Raw genomic sequence first — 19,277 nt, 5'->3', positions numbered from 1 at the left:
TGATTACAATACGCTGCACAGCCGCGGAAAAAGAGAAGCTTGTTGCCTCGTATTAGTGGCAGGTTTAATCTCCCCAAAACGGGCAACTTAAAATTCCCCAGTTTGGCGCATCGCTGCCAACTGTGAGGGGCATGCCCCTCACAGTTGGCAATCGCGCATTTTTCATCCGGAATACCCTCATTGCGGTGGGGGATAAGGAATGATCCGATTGAGGGAAATTGTTTTGATACAGGATTTAAAGCGCCAAGGCCTGAGCGTGAGTGCCATTGCTCGCCAGGTTGGCTGTGACCGCAAAACCGTACGCAAATACTTGGATCTGGGATTGGAGGCGCCAGTTTATGGCCCCCGGTTGCCTCGTGGCAGCAAGCTTGATGGCTATCACAACTACTTGCGTGAGCGCGTTACCCAGTATCCAGATTTGTCAGGGCGGCGTCTCATGAGAGAAATCTCCGAAATGGGCTATGACGGTGGATACACGACCGTGTGTTCCGTCTCAGCGCCTATGGGACAGATTGGGTTGATTTGACAAAGGAGGATTCAGCAGTTACGCGTCACTCAGCCATCCAAGCCAGTCACTCAGAGTACCGTTTTCTTCGCCAGGAAGTTTCTGGCGGCTCAACCATGCGGAGCGCGCCTCCGTTGGGCTAAATCCGTAACGCGATTGAAACTGCCGACAAAAAGTTGAGCTGTTTGTGAAACCAAATTCATAAGCAACAGAGCTGACAAGTTTCTTTTCGTCGCCTCTTGTGAGCGCATTGTAACAGGCGGCCAGACGTCGGTTTCTTATGAAATTGACCACTCCACCATGTCTTCCAAAAAGATAGTAAAGCTGACGTCGGGAGATTCCCAAACCGGCACAGATCATTTCTGGCGAGAGGTTTGGTGATTTCAGATTATTGGCGATAAAGCGGCGGGCGCGATCAAATTGCGCAGCCGCGATTGGTGCTTTTGCTTCTTCTAATGCATCTGGTGTTTGATGCACCATCGCTCTTACGAGATGACCAAAAGCCTCACTGACAGCAATAGATTCAGTGCGGGTCAAACTGTCTATCCGGTTATTCAAGGAAAGAATAAAGTCACCGACGATACTAGACATAGGCCCGCTAACCTCTTGATGCTCGTTTTGATCAAGGGCATCCGCAATATCCCAAAAATCATCTCGACTGAAAAACAGTCCGGCATAGCTGATGTCATCCATCGCACCAACAAACGGCTTTGCGTAAGAGTGAAGAACCAACTTTCCGGGAGTTGCTCTGAAACTGCCTGTATCGCTTTGGGAAAGAGCTGACCCCTTCGTCGCGATGCTCAAACACCAGTGATCAAAGTTGGATTTGCGTACAATCTCTTTTGTGAAGGTGAAACTCATCGGAGAAAGTTCAAAGTTGGTCAATAACAACCGATCAAGATGATAAGAGCTGACGCGCCCTCTAAATCCTTCCGTCACAGGAGCGACAGATTTCAGATCACTCATTGTTGTCGTGAAATCACACCAGGCATCAAATTGCTCCTTTTTCTGAAAAGGCTCAGTGGAGAATTTCAAACTGGGAACAGGTTTCTTGCCCTGCAATTGTTCGTGTAACTGGGCTTCGCTTGTTTCCATTGCAGTTACTCCTGAATATCAATAATGCTGACAGCCGATCAACAAATCCAAAATATCTTAAATTCACTAATTGCGTGAGACATTGAAACTTACACGTCAATTTTGTAGGTACCTTCACATACAATCAAGTGAAATCCATTCTCAAGACGCTTCGCATAAGGCTTTGGTAAAAAGCATGTGAACAGGAGACACTGGCTGGATTGCTACCGGCCCTCTATTTCCACCCATCACACCGGCTAAAAGAGCTATCTCATTCTCTTCTTTTAGTAATTCCCCGCCAAATCACTCCGGTTTAAGAACAAAGCAAGCGCCACCGTTCACTTTCCAAGAACACCAAAAACAGCCCTGCTTTGCACAAACGGCAATGATATTTGCACGCGCTGTAAATTCCTGGTGGCTCCCAAAGAACCTCGCAACTGTTATTCTTCAATACCATTCCAAGCAGTATCAATACTAATATTTTGAGATTTCTCGCCAGAAAATGGCAACTCAAAAAACAAGTAGCAACGGTATGTTTGATAAGTTTGCGGCTTTAAGGGCTGATCACATCAGCTCTCTTTGCATGAGCAGGGATATTTGGCGTAGCGATAAATATTTGGGCAACAAACGGGACTCTTCGTCTAGCTCTCAAGCATAGCGTTCTCAAAAATAGTCACATTGAGACAATCAGGGGAACGACAATGAACAAACATAAAATCAATAATAAAAATGCGACTGAAACAGTGAAGCGAGCAAACACCAAGAACCTTCACTTTGCCCAAATGCATCGCCGGTCCTAAGCCCCGACGAGCTCTTCAAATTCACATTCCGTGTTTTGCATCCATTTTTCGCAAAGAGATGAACCTTTCGAAGACTGGGAGACACTTATCACTGAAGACAGCAAAGTGAACGTTCAGTATGCATAGACCCAAATCAACAAAGTCCCTCCCCAGGGGAGCGGCACCACAAACTGATGAAGCACTCTTGGCTGCCGTTGCAACTGGCGACATAAAAGCCTTTGAACAATTGCATGGAAAATACTTTCCGAAACTGATGCATTTCGCACGGCGCATCACGGATAGTACTGAGGCCGCAGAAGAAGTGGCCAATGAAACCTTGATGGTCGTATGGCGCACAGGAAGCCGGTTCGAAGGACGATCTAAGGCGTCCTCCTGGATATTCGGCATTGCCTATCGACTATCACTCAAGCAAAGGCAGAAGCTCAGTCGGCATAAAGGCCATGTTCTGCTAGAGGAAACGCTCATAGATGACGGCCAGAATGTCGCTGAGACGGTCATGAACAGGAAGGACCTGACCAGCGCTCTGCAGCAGTTGACGCCTGAACTCCGTGCTGTTGTTGAATTGACCTATTACAACGGCTATCTTTATACGGAGATTGCGGAAATTCTGGACTGTCCGGTGGGAACAGTGAAAACGCGCATGATGACGGCAAGAAAACGTCTTAGAGGTTTTTTGTCTGAAGATGCGCCAAATTATTCGGAGAACGAAGTTGCTTAAGACCAGGAATTCTTCGTCGGACGACAATCATGATGATCTGTGGGACCTTATTCCATGGTATGTGAACGGAACCTTGTCCTCCGAGCAGCATAATGCTGTCAAAAGCCGCATGGTTAACAACCATGACTTTGCGCTCGAAGTTGCCCGCCAACAGCAGCTCGCCAAGCATGTCGCCACCGCCGACCCTTTTGAAGCACCCGTCTCGCGCAGTTGGGAAATGTTGCGCGCTCAAATCGAAGCTGAAAAGCCTCGCAGCAAACCGGCATTCAATCTTTGGAGCTGGCTTGGTAAATTTAAGACGGGATTCCTTATTGGTGGCGCTGGGGCGGTTGCATGCCTTCTGGCAATTGCGGTCTTCGTTCCAACGACAAGCAATAACACTTTCCAGACACTGACAAGCACCGATACCAATTCGCAAGCAACGATTAAGTTTCAGATTGGCCCAGACGTCGATACAGACTCTTTGCCATCGATCCTGTCCAGATATGGGCTTGAGATTCAGAGCGGTCCAACCGAGACCGGCGTTTATACAACCAAGCCCAAACAGGGCGAAGATCTTGCCGCGCTTTCGAAAGCCCTGATGAGCGCACCCGAAATCATCTTTGCTTCTCCGGCGGACTGACAATGAGACGGCTCGCTCTCTCCGCCATTTTTCTATTCATCCTTGGCCTGACATATCCCGCCTTTGCCCAGTCTCAGCCATTCTTGCTGAAACCGGCCAACGCAATTGCAACCAAAACCCATTTGATCCTGACGGTGCCTCTGGCTAACAAGACGAAGCTCGACCAGACAGCCAGTGAGATCGCGGCCCGGTTCGGCGTAACACTGACTGCCGAGTGGCCTCTCAAGTCCATCGCAGTCCATTGCTTCGTAGTGGAGGCAAATCAGCAAGCAGATATGGATAGCCTGATTGCCCGGATGCAAGCGGACAAGCAAATCCGAACCGTTCAGAGAATGCAGGATTTCAAGACGCTCGAAAGCCGCTATTCAGACCCGCTCTTCCCTATCCAGACGGCGCTGACACAAATCAATGCCGTCGCAGCGCAGCGCTATTCAACAGGATCTGGCGTTCGCGTTGCTGTGGTGGATTCTGCGATCGACGCAAGCCATCCCGATCTTCTGGGCCGTCTGACACCAGCCAAAGACTTTGTCGGGGTTGGACAAACGATCGTTGCAGAAGACCATGGCACGGCAATAGCAGGCATTATTGCTGCCGACGTTGCCAACGCGACCGGTATTGTCGGCGTTGCACCAACGGCTGAATTGACGAGTTTACGCGCGTGCTGGCAAGCCCCGAACGAGCAGGGAGAATGCAACAGCTTTTCTCTCGCCAGAGCGCTCAATTTTGCTCTGTTGAATGACTTTGACGTCATCAACCTGAGTTTGGGAGGGCCTCCAGACCCGCTTCTGGAAGAGCTTATCCAGTCAGCAATAGAGAAAAATATCGTGGTGGTTGCGGCATGGGGGGAAGATGGTGTGGCAACCTTTCCTGCTTCAGTTTCAGGCGTTATCGCCGCAGGTGGCCCGACAAAAGCCAGCATACCGGCGCCGTCTGTTGATGTGATCAGCACAGCACCGCATAACGACTATCGCTATGTTTCCGGTTCATCGGTTGCTGCGGCTCACGTATCGGGTATTTTGGCGCTTCTGCTGGCCTTGCACCCGGACCTTCCCACCGAGACCCTCGCCCATGCCCTGCATGCTTCGGTCAGACAGCGCAACGGAGATCCGATGATCGATGCCTGTGCTGTGCTGCATAGCGAGGCAAAAGACACGGTTTCCTGCAAGTAGTCACCCACCTATTAGCCGTTCCCGTCTTGGGCTCCTTCTCCTTTTGCTTCTCCCTGTTTCAGGCATTTCGACATGCGTTGCTGGCACGCCTTTTGGGCGTGTTTGGTCTTTTTTACCCTTGCCGTGAACCAGATCAGTTTCTTTCAGCACTCATAGACTGACAGCACAATGGCTCAAGGGGAGTTTCCATGAAAGCGCGCATCGTTCCGATGATTTTGGCAATGGCCATCTGGGCTATGCCGGCAGCAGCCCAAACTGACCGTGTCGTCGCGTTGGTTGTTTCTGTCGGCGGCGGGGCGCAACGCGCAGATGATATGCAAACCCAGTTGCAGTTGATGGGGGCGGAAACACTAAGGGCCCACGACCCGAACAACGCCCAGCTGCGATCGATTTTGATGCGTTTTGCGCGGGAAGCTTCCAGCGCACGAGCCACCTTCATCTATCTTGATGTGCCAGCGGTCAATTTCGAGGGACGGCCTTTCATTCTTCCCAAAGGAGCCACGCTTAAACGGCCGACAGACCTCTTCACCCAAGCCATCCCCATACAAGCCTTTTCCCGTTCTGCCGTGCAAGCCGAACAGGGCGGAGCAGTTGTCATTACGATTGTGCCACAAGACCGCTTGCTTGACGGCCTGAGCAACGTGACCAATGCCCCCGAAGCGGTGCTGGGGGCAAGTCCGGTCCTGATTTCAACGCCAGAGACCTTTGCCCCCGTTCTGGCGGCCATGGAAAAAAGCTCTGAAAAAAGCGAGGTCGAGATCGGAACCCTGCTGAGCGACATGCTTGTAAAGGACGGCATCTCCATCTCGGACTTGCCACGCAACCGGATCTTTCTTCGCCTCCCCCCGAAAGCCGAACCGGAACCGGTGGCCTTGCCAGTTCCGGTGTCTGAGGCAATAGACGCCCCAGACAGCTCGGACGCACAGGACACCGGTGGTCCAAAGCAGGATAGTGCTCTGATAGCTCCTTCAGACCCGGCATCACAATTCCAGACATCAGACAGTGCCCTCACAAACAAGCCGGCTGCGCCTGCGGCCTCTGCAGAGGAATCTCTGGAAGAACTGGAGCTTCTGGAACAAACCCTGTCGCGCGCTGCCAAACGGACGGTTCAGCGCGCGCTGCGAAACCAGCAACTCTACAAGGGATTGGTCGACGGCATCTTCGGCCCTCAAACCAGAGAGGCAATCGAGGCTTTTCAAAAAAGCCGCTCCGAGAAACAGACCGGAATACTCACACGAAGGCAGTTGCTGGACCTGAGTTCATAGGTGCAACAGCACCATTTATCGCAACTCATCACTAGCTACTCGGAAGAGAAATAGAGGATAACGACCCATGGGCTTGCGCCTCAAATATAACATCGCCCTGTTCCTGGCTTGCCTTATCGGCCTGCTGGCAGCTGCCGCGATTTCCTATTCGATTGTGCAGAAATCAGCCGTTGAAGAAGTCAAAAGGTCGGCTAATCTGGTGCGAGCCAACGCGCTGGCGGTCCGGTCTTATACGGTCAACAATATCGATCCGCTCCTGTCTGACAATAACGACGTTCTCTTTCTGCCAGAAACGGTTGCCGCCTTCTCGGCACAAACCGTGTTTGCAACCCTGCAAAAGCAGTTTCCCGAGTTTGACTACAAGGAAGCCGCGCTTGATCCGACCAATTTGGCTGATCTGCCAAATGAATTGGAAAAGTCGCTCATCAATCAGTTGAGAGACGATCCTGATCTTGAACAGATTTCGACAATCGTCGAGAAGGAAGGCAACAAGTTCCTGACCATAGCCTTCCCTCTGACCATCAAGCAAAAGGGGTGTCTTGCCTGCCATTCGACCCCGGATGCGGCCCCCCCTGCAATGATCGATCTATATGGACCGGATCACGGATTTGGCTGGAAACTTGGAGAGACCGTCGGCGCGCAGATCATCACGGCCCCCATGGCCATTGCAGACAAACGCGCAAGAGAAACCGGCATCATTCTGATCGCGGGCTTCACTGTCGTGTTCATTCTGGTCTTCGCCATCACCAACTTCATGCTCGGCCGCATTGTGCTGCGTCCTGTCCGTCTGATGTCATCAGCGGCGGAAAAAGTGAGCATGGGCGACTTCTCAGTGCCGGAATATAAAAAGCCGGGCAATGACGAAATCAGTTCCCTTTCCCTTTCATTCAATCGTGTGAGACGCAGTCTCGAACGAGCCATGAGCATGATCGATGACTGATTCCACTATCATCGCACCAGGGGCCGGCGCACGTCGGTTCATCGGCAAATATCGCATAGAGGGTATTCTTGGAGAGGGCGCGATGGGCATGGTCTATGCCGGTCAGGATCCTGACATTGGTCGGCCGGTTGCCATCAAAACGATCCATAAACACCTGATCAACGAATCTGGTGGTCAGGATTGGCTGGAGCGCTTTGCCCGCGAAGCACGGGCTGGCGGCCGCGTTTTGCACCCCAATCTGGTGACAATTTTCGACTATCTGCAAGAAGATGGTGTGCCCTATCTCGTGATGGAGCGCGTTCGTTCTATCACGCTGGAGGATAGACGTGATGCGCCCGAGGCGCTGCCGCTCGAAGAGATCCACGCGATCATATCGCAAATTCTCTCCGGCCTTGCCTGCATCCATGCGGCCGGTATCGTGCATCGCGACCTTAAGCCAGCCAATGTGATGCTGGCTGATGATGGCGTCGTCAAACTGACCGATTTCGGAATTGCCCGGCTCACTGCCATGGAGGCCACCGGAGCAGGCATGGTCGGCACACCAGCATACATGGCGCCTGAACAGCTCACCGGAAGCGAAGTCGATGCACGGGCTGATATCTACGCCTGCGGCATTCTGCTGTATGAATTGCTGACAGGTCGCAAGCCCTACAAGGGAGGTGGCGCAGAAGCCTTGTTCGCAGCAATGCGCAACGGACAGATCACACCACCGAGCACCCATATTCCCTCGATCAGCCCGGAGCTTGACGCCGTCGTGCTCAAGGCCATGAGCGTTGATCCCGAGGAACGCTTTGAAGGCGCGGTGCAAATGCGCGAAGCGCTGTCCCGCATCATGCCCACAGCAGACCGCACAGGCCTTATAGACATAGCACCGCCGCCTCACCCGACCAAGCGCAAGGCCGGCGCTTCACCTGATACCCTGCTCGACCGGATGAGCGAACAAAGCATGCGCAAGGTCGAGCATCACCTCACCTCCAACATCGGACCAATCGGCAAAGTGATTGCCCGCCGGGCAGCGGCGAATGCCACCAGCACCGAAGAGATGATCGCGACAGTGTTACGGGAGTTCGACGATGAAAAGGAACGTGACGATCTGCGCCACATCATGCGCAAGGCATTGGCAGACACACATAACCAAACAGCGGCAACAGACGCATTCTCGAGCGAATATTTGCAGACACTGACAAGTCTCATGACAACCGAGCTTGGACCGATCGCGCGCGTAGTCGTTAAAAAATCAGCTCAAACGGCTGGCTCTTCGCAAGAACTGATCAGACAGCTTTCCGAGCATATCGATGATGATGCCGAACGACAGAATTTCGTCAATGCCGCAGAAAAGCTGCTGCGCTAATTCCTCGCAACCTGGCTCCCGGATAGCAGAGCCATCAATCGTAAGGAGCCCACATGCTCGATCTGGATGAATTGCTGCGCAGTTTCGGAGACGATGCTCCGAGCGGGATGGACCTTGAATATAACCCAGACTATATAGCTCTGACACTGGCCAACGAACCGGGCGAGGAGCGGGTCGTGGGGGACGCGTTCATTCCTGCAGAAGACCCTGATTTTTCCGAGGTCGAGAAGGCTGCGAAAGAACTCCTTGCAAGAACAAGGGATATACGTGTTGCCGTGATGCTGGCCAATGCGTCATTGCGCACCGGCGGCCTTCTCTCCTTCGAACCGGTTCTGGAGTATATCCGCAGAAGTCTTAGCGACTATTGGGACAGTGTCCATCCGCAACTCGATGAGGAGGATGACAACGACCCAACCATGCGCGTCAATGCTGTGATGGGGCTGACAGATCGAGAAAGCCTCTTGGCCTCCCTACGCATGGTGCCACTCGCGGAAAGCCGCACCTTCGGCCTTTTCAGCCTAAGGGATCTTCAAATAGCGCAAGGTGAAATATCCGCTCCGTCGGATATGGATAGTGTACCGACACCGCAGACCATTTCCGCAGCCTTTCAGGATACCGATGCCTCCCATATCGAAGCACTCGTTGCCGCAGTTACCGCATGCCTTGAGCATGTGACGGCGATCTCTTCGGAATTTGATGAACAGATCGGCACGCTGGGCCCAGACCTCGATCCTCTAAAAGAGATCCTCAGCTTGATGAAAAAGCAGATCGAGGCCTATACCGGTACAGTCCTTTCCCCAAACAATGCAGAAATGGGCGATGAAGGCGATCTGAATGGACACGAAATCTCCTCAGACGCCCCGGCGTCTGCCGCATCTGCGGCTTCAACTGCGGCTTCAGGAGCAATCCACTCCCCTGAAGATGTCAGACGGGCGATAGACCGGATCATTGACTATTACGCCCGCCATGAACCGTCCAGTCCCGTGCCGCTTCTACTTTCGCGTGCCCGCCGTCTCATCTCTGCGGACTTCTTTACCATCATGCAAGACATGGCTCCTCAAGGCGTGGAGAATGTCTCGCTGATCGGCGGCATTGAAGAAAATGACGAATAAATCACGTTTCGCATGAACCTTTTCGTGCGTCAGGGACCACACATAGCCAGTTAGACAGGGGAGCCTTGATATGGCCGACAGCAGCCAGAAATTTATAGCGCGCAATCGCGCCCCACGCGTACAGATTGAATATGACGTGGAGCTCTATGGAGCAGAAAAGTCCGTTCAATTGCCTTTCGTGATGGGTGTCATGTCCGATCTTTCGGGCAAATCCGAAGAGCCACTGCCAGCAGTCGCTGATCGCAAATTCCTTGAGATTGACGTCGACAATTTCGACGAGCGCATGAAGTCGATGAAGCCCAGAGCCGCCTTCACTGTTCCCAACACACTGACCGGTGAAGGCAATCTGGCAGTCGATATCACCTTCGAGAGCTTGGACGATTTTTCACCTGCTGCAATAGCACAGAAAGTTGAGCCCTTGAAGAAACTGCTCGATGCACGAACCCAGCTTTCCAACCTGACCACCTACATGGATGGCAAGACAGGCGCTGAAAATCTGATGGCACAGATTATTCAGGACCCCAGCCTTTTGCGGGCATTGGCTTCGACCCCGGCTTCTAGCAGCGACAGCGCACAGAGCGAGGAATGAGTGATGAGTGAAACAATGAACCAGACCGCCGGGGCCTCAGTTGATACGCAAAGCGCCTTCGGCTCTTCAGAATTCGCTTCTCTTTTGCAGAAAGAATTCCGTCCCAAATCTGATCAGGCCAAGACGGCCGTGGAAGAAGCGGTGCGCACTCTTGCCGAGCAGGTATTGCAGAATGAAGCACTGGTCTCTGACGACGCCTTGCGCTCTATCGAAGGTATCATCGCCGAGATCGACAAAAAGCTCACCGAGCAGGTCAATCTCATTTTGCATCATCAGGATTTCCAGAAGCTGGAGAGCGCCTGGCGCGGCCTGCATTTCCTGGTCAACAACACTGAAACCGACGAGATGCTGAAGATCCGCGTCCTCAACATCTCTAAAAAGGACCTCTCCAAGACCTTGCGCAAATTCAAAGGCACGGCTTGGGATCAGTCTCCCATCTTCAAAAAGCTCTACGAAGAGGAATATGGTCAATTTGGCGGTGAGCCTTACGGCTGTCTTGTCGGCGACTATTATTTCGATCACAGCCCTCCCGATGTCGAGCTTCTTGGCGAGATATCAAAGGTTGCAGCGGCTGCGCACGCTCCCTTCTTGACAGCGGCCGAGCCCTCCCTGTTCCAGATGGATTCCTGGTCCGAATTGGCGAACCCGCGCGATCTGACCAAGATTTTCCAGACCCCTGAATATGCCGCATGGCGGTCTCTGAGAGAAAGCGAAGACAGCCGCTATCTGGGCCTTGCTATGCCCCGCTTCCTCGGGCGCCATCCTTATGGCGAGAAGACAGACCCGGTTGATGAATTTTCGTTTGAGGAAGACACAGAAGGGGCCAGTTCCGACAAATATTGTTGGGTCAATGCCGCCTATGGCATGGCGCGCAACGTAACCCGCTCCTTCAAGGAATATGGCTGGTGTACACGTATTCGCGGCGTCGAGTCCGGCGGCACTGTTGATGAGCTGCCAACGCACACCTTCCCGACAGACGACGGTGGCGTTGACATGAAATGTCCAACCGAGATCGCCATCTCGGATCGTCGGGAAGCGGAACTTGCCAAGAATGGCATGATGCCGCTCATCCATCGCAAGAACACCGATCTGGCAGCCTTTATCGGGGCACAGAGCCTTCAAAAGCCGGCAGAATATGACGATCCCGATGCCACGGCAAACGCCAATCTTGCGGCGCGCCTGCCCTATCTCTTCGCCACATGTCGCTTTGCCCATTATCTGAAATGCATCGTGCGCGACAAGGTGGGGTCCTTCCGAGAACGCAACGACATGCAGGAATGGTTGCAGGATTGGATCAACAAATATGTCGACTTCAATGCAGAGACGTCTCACGAAGACGAAAAAGCGCGACATCCTCTGGCAGCAGCCGAAGTCGTGGTTGAGGAAGTTGAGGGCAACCCTGGCTATTACAGCTCCAAGTTCTTCCTGAGACCGCACTATCAGCTGGAAGGCCTGTCGGTCTCACTCCGGCTGGTTTCAAAGCTGCCGTCTCAAAGGGGACAGTAAGCATTACCGGAGCGATACGAACGCTCCGGTTCCAACACATCATGAAAATTCGCACTTCATCAAGAGGAACATATCATGGCCTATGACGCCTTCCTTTACTTCAAAGACAAAGACAAACCACATGGTGAAACGCTCGACTCATTCATGGGCAAACATGACGCATTCGAGTTGACCGAATTCGGCTTCGGCGCTGAAAACACAGCCAATATCGGATCGGCTACCGGCGGTGGCGGGTCGGGCAAAGCAACCTTCAAGCCCTTCACAATCAAGAAACGGACCGATACAGCATCCTGCGCCCTGTTCCAGCAGATGTGCCGGGGCACCCACTATGACGAAGCCATCCTGGAATTGCGCCGCTCGGGCGGTTCGGAAAAATCGTCTGGAGCCACGGTCCTCAAAATCAGTTTCATGATGGTCTATGTCACAGACATGGGGTGGAACGGCTCGGATGGCGACGACATTCTCGAAGAGGATCTCACCTTCGAATATGGCGCCATCAAGATCGAATATTTCCAGCAAGGCAAAGACGGCAAGGTGAAAAAGCCGACTGTCTCCGGCGGTGCCGAAGCCGTCTGGAGCCGCGTTCTCAACACAAACAAATACGCAGCCGGGATCTAATTCGCCAGTCAGAAATGAATGTCCCGGCGCTATGGCGCCGGGCTACCCCGAACCAAAGGTGGCAACGTCATGATAGCAGAGCAAAGGTTCAAGGAAGGCGATCTGGAAGGAGCTTTGAGCGCTTTGCAGGATGACATCCGCAAGACACCTCAAGATGCCAGCTTACGCATCTTCCTGTTCCAGCTGCTTTGCATCATGGGAGCATGGCAACGTGCGGTTCAACAGTTGAAAACCTGTGCCACTCTCGATCCTCAAGCCAATGCCATGGCGCAAATGTACCGGACCGCGATCATTTGCGAACTATATCGGAACGAGGTTTTTCAAGGGACGAAACAACCACTGATCTTTGGCGAGCCGGAGGACTGGATCGCGTCCATGATCGAGGCTCTCAAATATGAAGCATCCGGAAACATGGCCGCCGCCGCAGACTTGCGTGCACATGCCTTCGAAGTGGCGCCCGCCATTGGAGGGCAGCTGGACGGCCAACCCTTCGGGTGGATTGCCGATGCGGATCCTCGATTGGGGCCGATACTGGAAGTCATTGTCAACGGCCGTTATTTCTGGGCGCCCTTTTCAGTGATGAGACAGGTGCATATAGAGGCACCAAGCGATCTGCGAGATCGTGTCTGGATGCCTGCGACCATTACATGGTCAAACGGAGGAGATGCTGTTGGTCTGATCCCGACCCGTTATGTCGGAACGACAGGGTCCAAAGACAATCAGCTTCTGCTCTCGGCATCGACTTCATGGCAGGAAGGCAATGGCAACCTGACAGCATCCGGGCTCGGGCAACGCCTCTTTGCCACCGATCAATCAGACTTTGCCTTGATGGATGTTCGTGAGCTTGTGCTTGACGAAACAGCGGACCGAACAAGTCCACCTGAACGATCAGGAGGTGACCATGGCTGATCTTCTGCTAGCAGAACGATTGCAGCCTTCCCTGCTCGACCGTTTGACCGATGAAGCGCCCGGGCGAGACATCGACAGCGAAGCGGAACAATTTATCGACATAAACAGGTTGAGAAAAATCATTCACAGAGATCTCACCTGGCTTCTCAACTGTTCGAATATCGAGGCGATGCATGATCTCGATCTATTCCCCAATACTGCCGCATCGGTTGTGAATTTCGGCATTTCAAATCTCTCCGGGACGGGGAACACACAGGGACGAATTGCCTCGATCCAGCAAACGATCCGCAAGGCAATTGAAGTTTTCGAGCCCAGAATTCTGCGGGAAACCATCGAGGTTACCCCTTTTCGAAAAAAAACCGATAGCGATGCCGTCATTGCCTTCGACATCCGAGGGGAACTGTGGGCCAAACCGGTTCCGGTTGATCTTTATTTACGCACCGCTCTGGATGTGACCAACGGCGATTTGACAATCAAACAGGTGTAGCAACATGGATACCCGACTGCTCAAACACTATGAGAGCGAACTCGACTATATCCGTGAGATGGGTGGAGAGTTTGCCGAAGCCTACCCGAAGATTGCTGCACGGCTGGGCATGAAGCAAACAGAAGTGTTTGATCCTTATGTGGAACGCCTGCTTGAGGGTTTTGCCTTTCTTTCTGCACGCGTTCAGTTGGAACTGGATTTGCAATATCCGGTTTTCACGCAAAATCTGTTGGAAATCGTATATCCGCATGTCCTCGCGCCGACTCCTTCGATGATGATTGCTCGCCTCAAACCGGATATTTCGCAAGGTGGCCTTGAAGAAGGATATACGGTCAAGCGCGGCACAATCCTGCGCGGAAGAATTGTTGACGGAGAGCAAACCGCTTGCCAGTTCAGTACCGCTCAGGACACGACCTTGTGGCCTTTGGAGATTTCCGAGGCTGAGTTTGTGATGGGGCGAGGCGAACTCGTCGCGGCAGGGCTGGGAAAAGGCAATCAGGCAAAATCTGCGGTGCGTATACGCCTCAGACATGCCGGAGGGCTTCCGATCAACACGCTTCCGCTTGAAAAACTGACCCTGTTTCTTTCCGGCTCCGGTGCCGAGCCATGGCGACTATATGAGGCGATCCTCAGCCGGGCTGTTGCAATAGCCGGTCGCTCGACGGACAGACGGGCCGACTGGACAGAGCTTCTTGGCAAGGACATCTCCCCCCGCGGTTTTGAAGCGGAAGAGAGTCTTCTGCCAACGCCGGGTCAGTCGTTTGAGGGATATCGCCTGCTTCAGGAATATTTCGCCATGCCCGAGCGGTTTTTCTTCATTGACCTGGGAGGCATACAAAAGGCAGTCCACCGGTGCGGCGACAATGAACTCGACTTGTACATTCTGCTGGAAGATGAAAATCCCGAGCTCAAGTCAGTGAGCAAGGAGAGCTTCGACTTGCATGCGGTTCCAGCGATCAATCTGTTTTCCAAACGCTGCGATCGCACCCGTATAGCCGGCACTGAAATTGATCATCATATTCAGGTGGATCGTACCGCACCATTGGACTTTGAAATCTTCCAGTTGGAAAGTGTCACAGGCATAGCCAGCGAAGGCGCTGACGACGTTCCATTCCGCCCCTTTTACAGCGCAGAAGACTTCACTCCGTTTGGGGAAACGCATACGGCCTACTTCAATGTCCGCAGACGAATGCGCCAGCGGTCTGAGAAGCAACGCTTGAAGGGCATTCGCACCTCTTATCTCGGGTCCGAGCTTTACGTCTCGTTGTGTGATCGCACTCAGGCGCCATATCCCGGACAGATCAAGCAACTGGCAGTGACAGCTCTTTGCACAAACAGGGATTTGCCACTCCTAACCCCTGTTGGCTCAGGCGACACCGACTTCACATTACCGGATGGCGGGCCGGTCGCGGAAATCCGCGCCATTGTGCCACCAACCCGTCCACATCAGGGGTTGACCGAGGGAAATCGTGCCTGGCAGTTGATCAGCCATTTAAGCCTCAACTATCTTTCTCTATCCGACGCGGATCGGGGAACCGGAGCGGCAGCTCTTCGCGAACTTCTCGGCATTTACACGCCCTCGGGCGATGCCACCATAGCCAAGCAAATGGAGGGACTGATCAGTGTTTCCTCCCGTCCAATTGTCCGCCGCATGGCTGACGGACCGCTTTCCACAGCAGTCCGCGGATTGGAGATTCGATTGGGATTTGACGACAGCTTCTTTGAAGGCACGGGCTGCTATCTGCTCGGCGCAGTTCTTGACTCCTTTTTCGCCAAATATGTCACGCTCAACAGCTTCACCGAGACCGTCATCCATTCACAACAAAGAGGGGACATCCGACGATGGCCAGCCAAGAGCGGGAGGCGGGTCCTGATCTGAGCCGTCTGGAAGGCCTCAAGGACTCCCCACAAACACATCATCTGTTTCAGGCCTTACGTCTGATCGAGACCGTTTATGCCAACAATCCACGCCTTGGTCGCTCCCGCAGGCCCTCTGAGGATGCGGTGCGCTTCGGTCAGGAACCAGAGCTTGCTTTTCCAAGTTCGACCATTGCAGCTTTTAAAAGCAATCCGGAGACGGGCTCCCCCCGTTTAACGCAACATGCGTTCGGTCTGTTTGGCCCCAACGGAGCCTTGCCTCTGCATTTGACGGAATATGCCAGAGATCGCCTGCGCAACCAGCATGACCCGACCTTTGTGGCCTTTGCTGACATGTTCCACCATCGCATGATCTCCCTGTTTTATCGCGCGTGGACAACAGGCGAACCGGCTCCGTCCTTTGATCGCGTTGACGATGATCCCTTCGGAGAAAAGCTTGACGCCATCGCGGGCGTCGCTGGCGAGGCCTTCAATTGCCGTGACGCCATGCCGGATCTGGCTCGTCGGCATTTTTCGGGCCTTCTGTCGGCAAGTCCTCGCAACGAATCCGGCCTGGTTGCCATCCTGAAGCGGTTTTTCAATGCGCCCATAACCATTGAAAGCTTCGTTGGTAGCTGGCTTCATCTGGAACCCCATGATCGCGGACGTCTGGGCGCTGTGGCCCTTGGACAAGGCGCCAACCTTGGCGAGAAAGTCTGGTCCCGAGAAGCCAAATTCCGCATTCGGATCGGTCCGCTATCTCTTGCAGACTATGAGCGTCTGCTCCCGGGGGGCCGAAGCATCAAGCGCCTTGGCGCCATCGTCCGCACTTATGCAGGAGACACTCTGGAGTGGGACGTCAATCTCATCCTCAAAAAGGAAGAGGTGCCACCAACCATTCTTGGCGCGAACAGTGCTCTGGGACAGACAAGCTGGATTGGCACTCGGGATGATGAGGATGCCGACGATCTACATATTACGGCTCCGACGCATCATGCGCTGTGAGCACGACTTTACAGGGAAGAATCCATGTCAGAAATCAGCCGAGTGGCCCTATTTGGCAAGTTAAACCAATTGGGGTTTCAAACCATCGAAAGCGCCACGGTTTTTTGTAAGATGCGCGGCAACCCCTATGTCGAGCTCGTTCACTGGATCCACCAGATCCTGCAATTGCAAGATAGCGATTTCCATCACCTGATCAAACACTATGACCTTGATGCATCGCGTCTTGCTTCCGATGTCGTGCGGAATCTGGATAGTCTGCCGAGAGGTGCGACGGCGATTTCCGACCTCTCACCTCATCTGGAAGAAGCCGTCGAGCGCGCGTGGGTCTATGCTTCCCTACTGTTTGGAGAATCTCAGGTGCGCACCGGCTATCTGCTATTCGGGATTCTGAAGACATCCAGTCTCAAACGTCTCATCGAGACGATCTCCCCACAATTCGCCAAAATCGATGCGGATCACTTCAGCAAAAATTATCAAGACCTTCTGGCAGGATCTCCCGAAGAGAAGCTATCCGCAAATGACAAAAGCGTTGCACTATCAGGTGATCCCGGCGAGGCATCCAATGCCGTCCCAGCCCAACTTGGTGGCGGCAATGCCCTCTCCCAATTCTGTAGCGATTTGACCGAGAAAGCGCGCCAAGGCGAAATCGATCCGATCGTCGGGCGGGATGAAGAAATCCGGCAGGTTATCGACGTGCTGATGCGTCGGAGGCAGAACAACCCGATCCTGACCGGCGAAGCGGGCGTCGGCAAAACGGCGGTTGTCGAGGGATTTGCCCTGCGCATTGCGCGCGGTGATGTACCTGCCCCTCTTGCTGAGGCGCGTGTCCTTTCTCTGGATGTCGGGCTCCTTCAGGCAGGCGCATCCATGAAGGGGGAGTTTGAAAATCGCCTCAAAAGCGTGATTGAAGAGGTTCAGGCCAGCCCCAAACCGATCATCATGTTCGTTGATGAAACACATTCGCTTGTTGGCGCGGGAGGCGCAGCAGGAACCGGCGATGCAGCCAATTTGCTCAAGCCCGCTCTGGCGCGCGGCACCTTGCGAACCATAGGCGCGACCACATGGGCGGAATATAAGAAGCATATCGAGAAAGACCCTGCTTTGACCCGCCGCTTTCAGGTGGTGCAGGTTGATGAGCCGAATGAGGCGCGCGCCGTTCTCATGATGCGTTGTACGGCAGCGATGTTGGAGAAACATCATCAGGTGCAAATTCTGGACGAAGCCCTGGAAGCAGCCGTTAAATTGTCCGCTCGCTATATCCCGGCAAGGCTGTTGCCTGACAAATCCGTCAGTGTGCTCGATACGGCTTGTGCCCGTGTAGCCATCAGTCTTCATGCCGTGCCCGCACCCGTTGATAATTGCCAACGGTACATCGAAGCCCTCCAGACCGAGTTGGACATCATTGGCCGCGACGAGGCTGCCGGTTTGCCCGTTGACGAAAGGCGACAGCGTACAACCAAAATCTTGGAGGAAGAAACGGAACGCCTTCAAACCCTGACGGAGCGTTGGGACGCTGAAAAAGCGCTCGTTGAAGAAATCCTCGCGTTGCGGGCAAAATTAAGGACATCCGGCCGGCCTGTCGACACCATCGACGACGCACAAGACGAGACGGAGCCCTCTGTAGACGATGCTGCAACGCGTGAGGAAACACGCGCATTGCTGCTGGAAAAACAAACTGCGCTCTCAGAATTGCAGGGAGAGGCTCCCCTCATCCTGCCTATCGTTGATGCACAGGCCGTGGGGTCCGTGGTTGCCGACTGGACCGGCATTCCAGTCGGGCGGATGGTGAAGGATGAAATCCGCACGGTTCTTGATCTTGCAACACATCTATCCAAACGGGTGATCGGTCAGGACCATGCCATGGAGATGATTACATCCCGTGTCAAAGCCTCCAGAGCCGGTCTTGACAATCCCTCCAAACCGATCGGTGTCTTCATGCTGGCGGGAACCTCCGGCGTTGGTAAAACCGAAACAGCGCTGGCACTGGCCGACGTGCTTTATGGCGGAGAGCAGAATGTCATCACCATCAACATGTCAGAATTTCAGGAAGCCCACACTGTCTCAAGCCTAAAAGGTGCGCCTCCGGGCTATGTCGGCTATGGCGAAGGTGGCGTACTAACAGAAGCCGTGCGTCGCAAGCCTTACTCTGTCATTTTGCTGGACGAGGTCGAAAAGGCCCATCCGGACGTCCACGAAATCTTCTTTCAGGTCTTCGACAAAGGCTTCATGGAAGATGGTGAAGGCCGGATGATCGATTTCAGAAACACGCTCATCTTGCTCACGTCCAATGTCGGTTCCGAAGTGATCATGGATCTTTGCGCCGATCCTGAGTTGATGCCAGACCCTGATGGCATGAGCAAGGCCTTGCGCGATCCTCTTCTCAAGGTATTCCCACCAGCCCTTCTGGGACGCATGGTCACCATTCCCTACTACCCGCTTAGCCCCGAGATGATTGGCAAGATCACCGACCTTCAACTGGAACGCATTCGCAAGCGGGTGCAGGACACCTATGGGGTACCGTTCACTTATTCCGACGCTGTGATCGAGACGATTGTTTCGCGCTGTCAGGAGCTGGAAAGCGGAGGCCGCATGATTGATGCCATCATCACCAACACGATGCTCCCTGCTATCTCGACAGAGTTTCTGACACGCCAACTTGAGGGCGAGCAAATCGAGCGCATTGCCATTGATTTGGCTGATGGCGACTTCTCCTACGCATTCGACTGAGTTTTCAGAATCTTGAAATAAAA

16 protein-coding genes and 1 pseudogene are annotated in these 19,277 nt (G+C 53.6%); 16 read left to right on the top strand and 1 reads right to left on the bottom strand.

Translation table 11 applies throughout. The features are described from left to right. Window positions 1-199: 199 nt before the first annotated feature. A pseudogene (locus ACKPCT_RS19910) lies at window positions 200-484 on the top strand (helix-turn-helix domain-containing protein); the annotation flags it as partial. A gap of 60 nt (window positions 485-544) precedes the next feature. On the opposite strand, the gene ACKPCT_RS19905 reads toward ACKPCT_RS19910, so the two are convergent. After that, complete coding sequence (locus ACKPCT_RS19905; protein ID WP_319567760.1) at window positions 545-1,600, bottom strand: helix-turn-helix domain-containing protein; 1,056 nt, start codon at window positions 1,598-1,600, stop codon at window positions 545-547. Window positions 1,601-2,563: 963 nt separating this feature from the next. Between ACKPCT_RS19905 and ACKPCT_RS19900 the strand changes: the two genes are divergently transcribed. The 15 genes from ACKPCT_RS19900 (at window position 2,564) to tssH (ending at window position 19,254) form a co-directional block, all read left to right on the top strand. Further along, window positions 2,564-3,097, top strand: coding sequence for an RNA polymerase sigma factor (locus ACKPCT_RS19900; RefSeq protein ID WP_319567759.1), 534 nt, complete (start codon window positions 2,564-2,566; stop codon window positions 3,095-3,097). Further along, a complete protein-coding gene (locus ACKPCT_RS19895) occupies window positions 3,090-3,719 on the top strand; it encodes a hypothetical protein (RefSeq protein WP_319567758.1) in 630 nt (209 codons plus the stop codon). The genes ACKPCT_RS19900 and ACKPCT_RS19895 overlap by 8 nt, the downstream gene beginning before the upstream one ends. A 2-nt stretch (window positions 3,720-3,721) precedes the next feature. After that, window positions 3,722-4,888: a S8 family serine peptidase gene (locus ACKPCT_RS19890; protein WP_319567757.1), complete on the top strand. Its 1,167-nt coding sequence runs from the start codon at window positions 3,722-3,724 to the stop codon at window positions 4,886-4,888. 188 nt (window positions 4,889-5,076) lie between these two features. Beyond that, on the top strand, window positions 5,077-6,153 hold the full coding sequence (locus ACKPCT_RS19885) for a peptidoglycan-binding domain-containing protein (protein WP_319567756.1): 1,077 nt from the start codon (window positions 5,077-5,079) through the stop codon (window positions 6,151-6,153). Window positions 6,154-6,220: 67 nt separating this feature from the next. Next, window positions 6,221-7,093, top strand: coding sequence for a Tll0287-like domain-containing protein (locus ACKPCT_RS19880; protein ID WP_090075013.1), 873 nt, complete (start codon window positions 6,221-6,223; stop codon window positions 7,091-7,093). Then, window positions 7,086-8,444: a serine/threonine-protein kinase gene (locus ACKPCT_RS19875; protein ID WP_319567755.1), complete on the top strand. Its 1,359-nt coding sequence runs from the start codon at window positions 7,086-7,088 to the stop codon at window positions 8,442-8,444. Before ACKPCT_RS19880 ends, ACKPCT_RS19875 begins: the two co-directional genes overlap by 8 nt. A 53-nt stretch (window positions 8,445-8,497) precedes the next feature. Further along, window positions 8,498-9,556 carry a type VI secretion system protein TssA gene (gene tssA / locus ACKPCT_RS19870; RefSeq protein ID WP_319567754.1) on the top strand — a complete coding sequence of 353 codons (1,059 nt, stop codon included), beginning with the start codon at window positions 8,498-8,500 and terminating at the stop codon, window positions 9,554-9,556. Window positions 9,557-9,626: 70 nt separating this feature from the next. Beyond that, window positions 9,627-10,145 carry a type VI secretion system contractile sheath small subunit gene (tssB, locus tag ACKPCT_RS19865; RefSeq protein WP_090075016.1) on the top strand — a complete coding sequence of 173 codons (519 nt, stop codon included), beginning with the start codon at window positions 9,627-9,629 and terminating at the stop codon, window positions 10,143-10,145. 15 nt (window positions 10,146-10,160) lie between these two features. Continuing rightward, window positions 10,161-11,651: a type VI secretion system contractile sheath large subunit gene (gene tssC, locus ACKPCT_RS19860; protein WP_319569444.1), complete on the top strand. Its 1,491-nt coding sequence runs from the start codon at window positions 10,161-10,163 to the stop codon at window positions 11,649-11,651. Between the two features lie 75 nt (window positions 11,652-11,726). Next, complete coding sequence (locus ACKPCT_RS19855) at window positions 11,727-12,269, top strand: type VI secretion system tube protein Hcp (protein WP_319567753.1); 543 nt, start codon at window positions 11,727-11,729, stop codon at window positions 12,267-12,269. 69 nt (window positions 12,270-12,338) lie between these two features. Further along, complete coding sequence (locus ACKPCT_RS19850) at window positions 12,339-13,178, top strand: type VI secretion system accessory protein TagJ (RefSeq protein ID WP_319567752.1); 840 nt, start codon at window positions 12,339-12,341, stop codon at window positions 13,176-13,178. After that, on the top strand, window positions 13,171-13,665 hold the full coding sequence (tssE, locus tag ACKPCT_RS19845; RefSeq protein ID WP_090075018.1) for a type VI secretion system baseplate subunit TssE: 495 nt from the start codon (window positions 13,171-13,173) through the stop codon (window positions 13,663-13,665). Before ACKPCT_RS19850 ends, tssE begins: the two co-directional genes overlap by 8 nt. 4 nt (window positions 13,666-13,669) lie before the next feature. After that, window positions 13,670-15,544 (top strand): type VI secretion system baseplate subunit TssF, encoded by a 1,875-nt coding sequence (gene tssF, locus ACKPCT_RS19840; RefSeq protein ID WP_319567751.1) that lies wholly within the window; start codon window positions 13,670-13,672, stop codon window positions 15,542-15,544. Continuing rightward, the gene (tssG, locus tag ACKPCT_RS19835) at window positions 15,508-16,527 is read left to right on the top strand and encodes a type VI secretion system baseplate subunit TssG (protein ID WP_090075093.1); all 1,020 of its coding nucleotides are present in this window, start codon (window positions 15,508-15,510) and stop codon (window positions 16,525-16,527) included. Before tssF ends, tssG begins: the two co-directional genes overlap by 37 nt. A gap of 24 nt (window positions 16,528-16,551) precedes the next feature. Continuing rightward, window positions 16,552-19,254 (top strand): type VI secretion system ATPase TssH, encoded by a 2,703-nt coding sequence (tssH, locus tag ACKPCT_RS19830; RefSeq protein ID WP_319567750.1) that lies wholly within the window; start codon window positions 16,552-16,554, stop codon window positions 19,252-19,254. The last annotated feature ends 23 nt before the right edge of the window (window positions 19,255-19,277 follow it).

This window comes from Cohaesibacter marisflavi (assembly GCF_963665895.2).
In the GTDB taxonomy this organism is placed as follows: domain Bacteria; phylum Pseudomonadota; class Alphaproteobacteria; order Rhizobiales; family Cohaesibacteraceae; genus Cohaesibacter; species Cohaesibacter marisflavi.
This window is presented reverse-complemented; position numbering and strand designations above follow the sequence as displayed.

Coding starts and splice junctions, on each gene's coding strand:
- ACKPCT_RS19880 (WP_090075013.1), top strand. CDS start 6,221: ATGGGCTTGCGCCTCAAATATAACATCGCCCTGTTCCTGGCTTGCCTT.
- ACKPCT_RS19885 (WP_319567756.1), top strand. CDS start 5,077: ATGAAAGCGCGCATCGTTCCGATGATTTTGGCAATGGCCATCTGGGCT.
- tssB (WP_090075016.1), top strand. CDS start 9,627: ATGGCCGACAGCAGCCAGAAATTTATAGCGCGCAATCGCGCCCCACGC.
- ACKPCT_RS19855 (WP_319567753.1), top strand. CDS start 11,727: ATGGCCTATGACGCCTTCCTTTACTTCAAAGACAAAGACAAACCACAT.
- tssF (WP_319567751.1), top strand. CDS start 13,670: ATGGATACCCGACTGCTCAAACACTATGAGAGCGAACTCGACTATATC.
- ACKPCT_RS19875 (WP_319567755.1), top strand. CDS start 7,086: ATGACTGATTCCACTATCATCGCACCAGGGGCCGGCGCACGTCGGTTC.
- tssC (WP_319569444.1), top strand. CDS start 10,161: ATGAACCAGACCGCCGGGGCCTCAGTTGATACGCAAAGCGCCTTCGGC.
- tssG (WP_090075093.1), top strand. CDS start 15,508: ATGGCCAGCCAAGAGCGGGAGGCGGGTCCTGATCTGAGCCGTCTGGAA.
- ACKPCT_RS19905 (WP_319567760.1), bottom strand. CDS start 1,600: ATGGAAACAAGCGAAGCCCAGTTACACGAACAATTGCAGGGCAAGAAA.
- tssH (WP_319567750.1), top strand. CDS start 16,552: ATGTCAGAAATCAGCCGAGTGGCCCTATTTGGCAAGTTAAACCAATTG.
- ACKPCT_RS19890 (WP_319567757.1), top strand. CDS start 3,722: ATGAGACGGCTCGCTCTCTCCGCCATTTTTCTATTCATCCTTGGCCTG.
- ACKPCT_RS19850 (WP_319567752.1), top strand. CDS start 12,339: ATGATAGCAGAGCAAAGGTTCAAGGAAGGCGATCTGGAAGGAGCTTTG.
- tssE (WP_090075018.1), top strand. CDS start 13,171: ATGGCTGATCTTCTGCTAGCAGAACGATTGCAGCCTTCCCTGCTCGAC.
- tssA (WP_319567754.1), top strand. CDS start 8,498: ATGCTCGATCTGGATGAATTGCTGCGCAGTTTCGGAGACGATGCTCCG.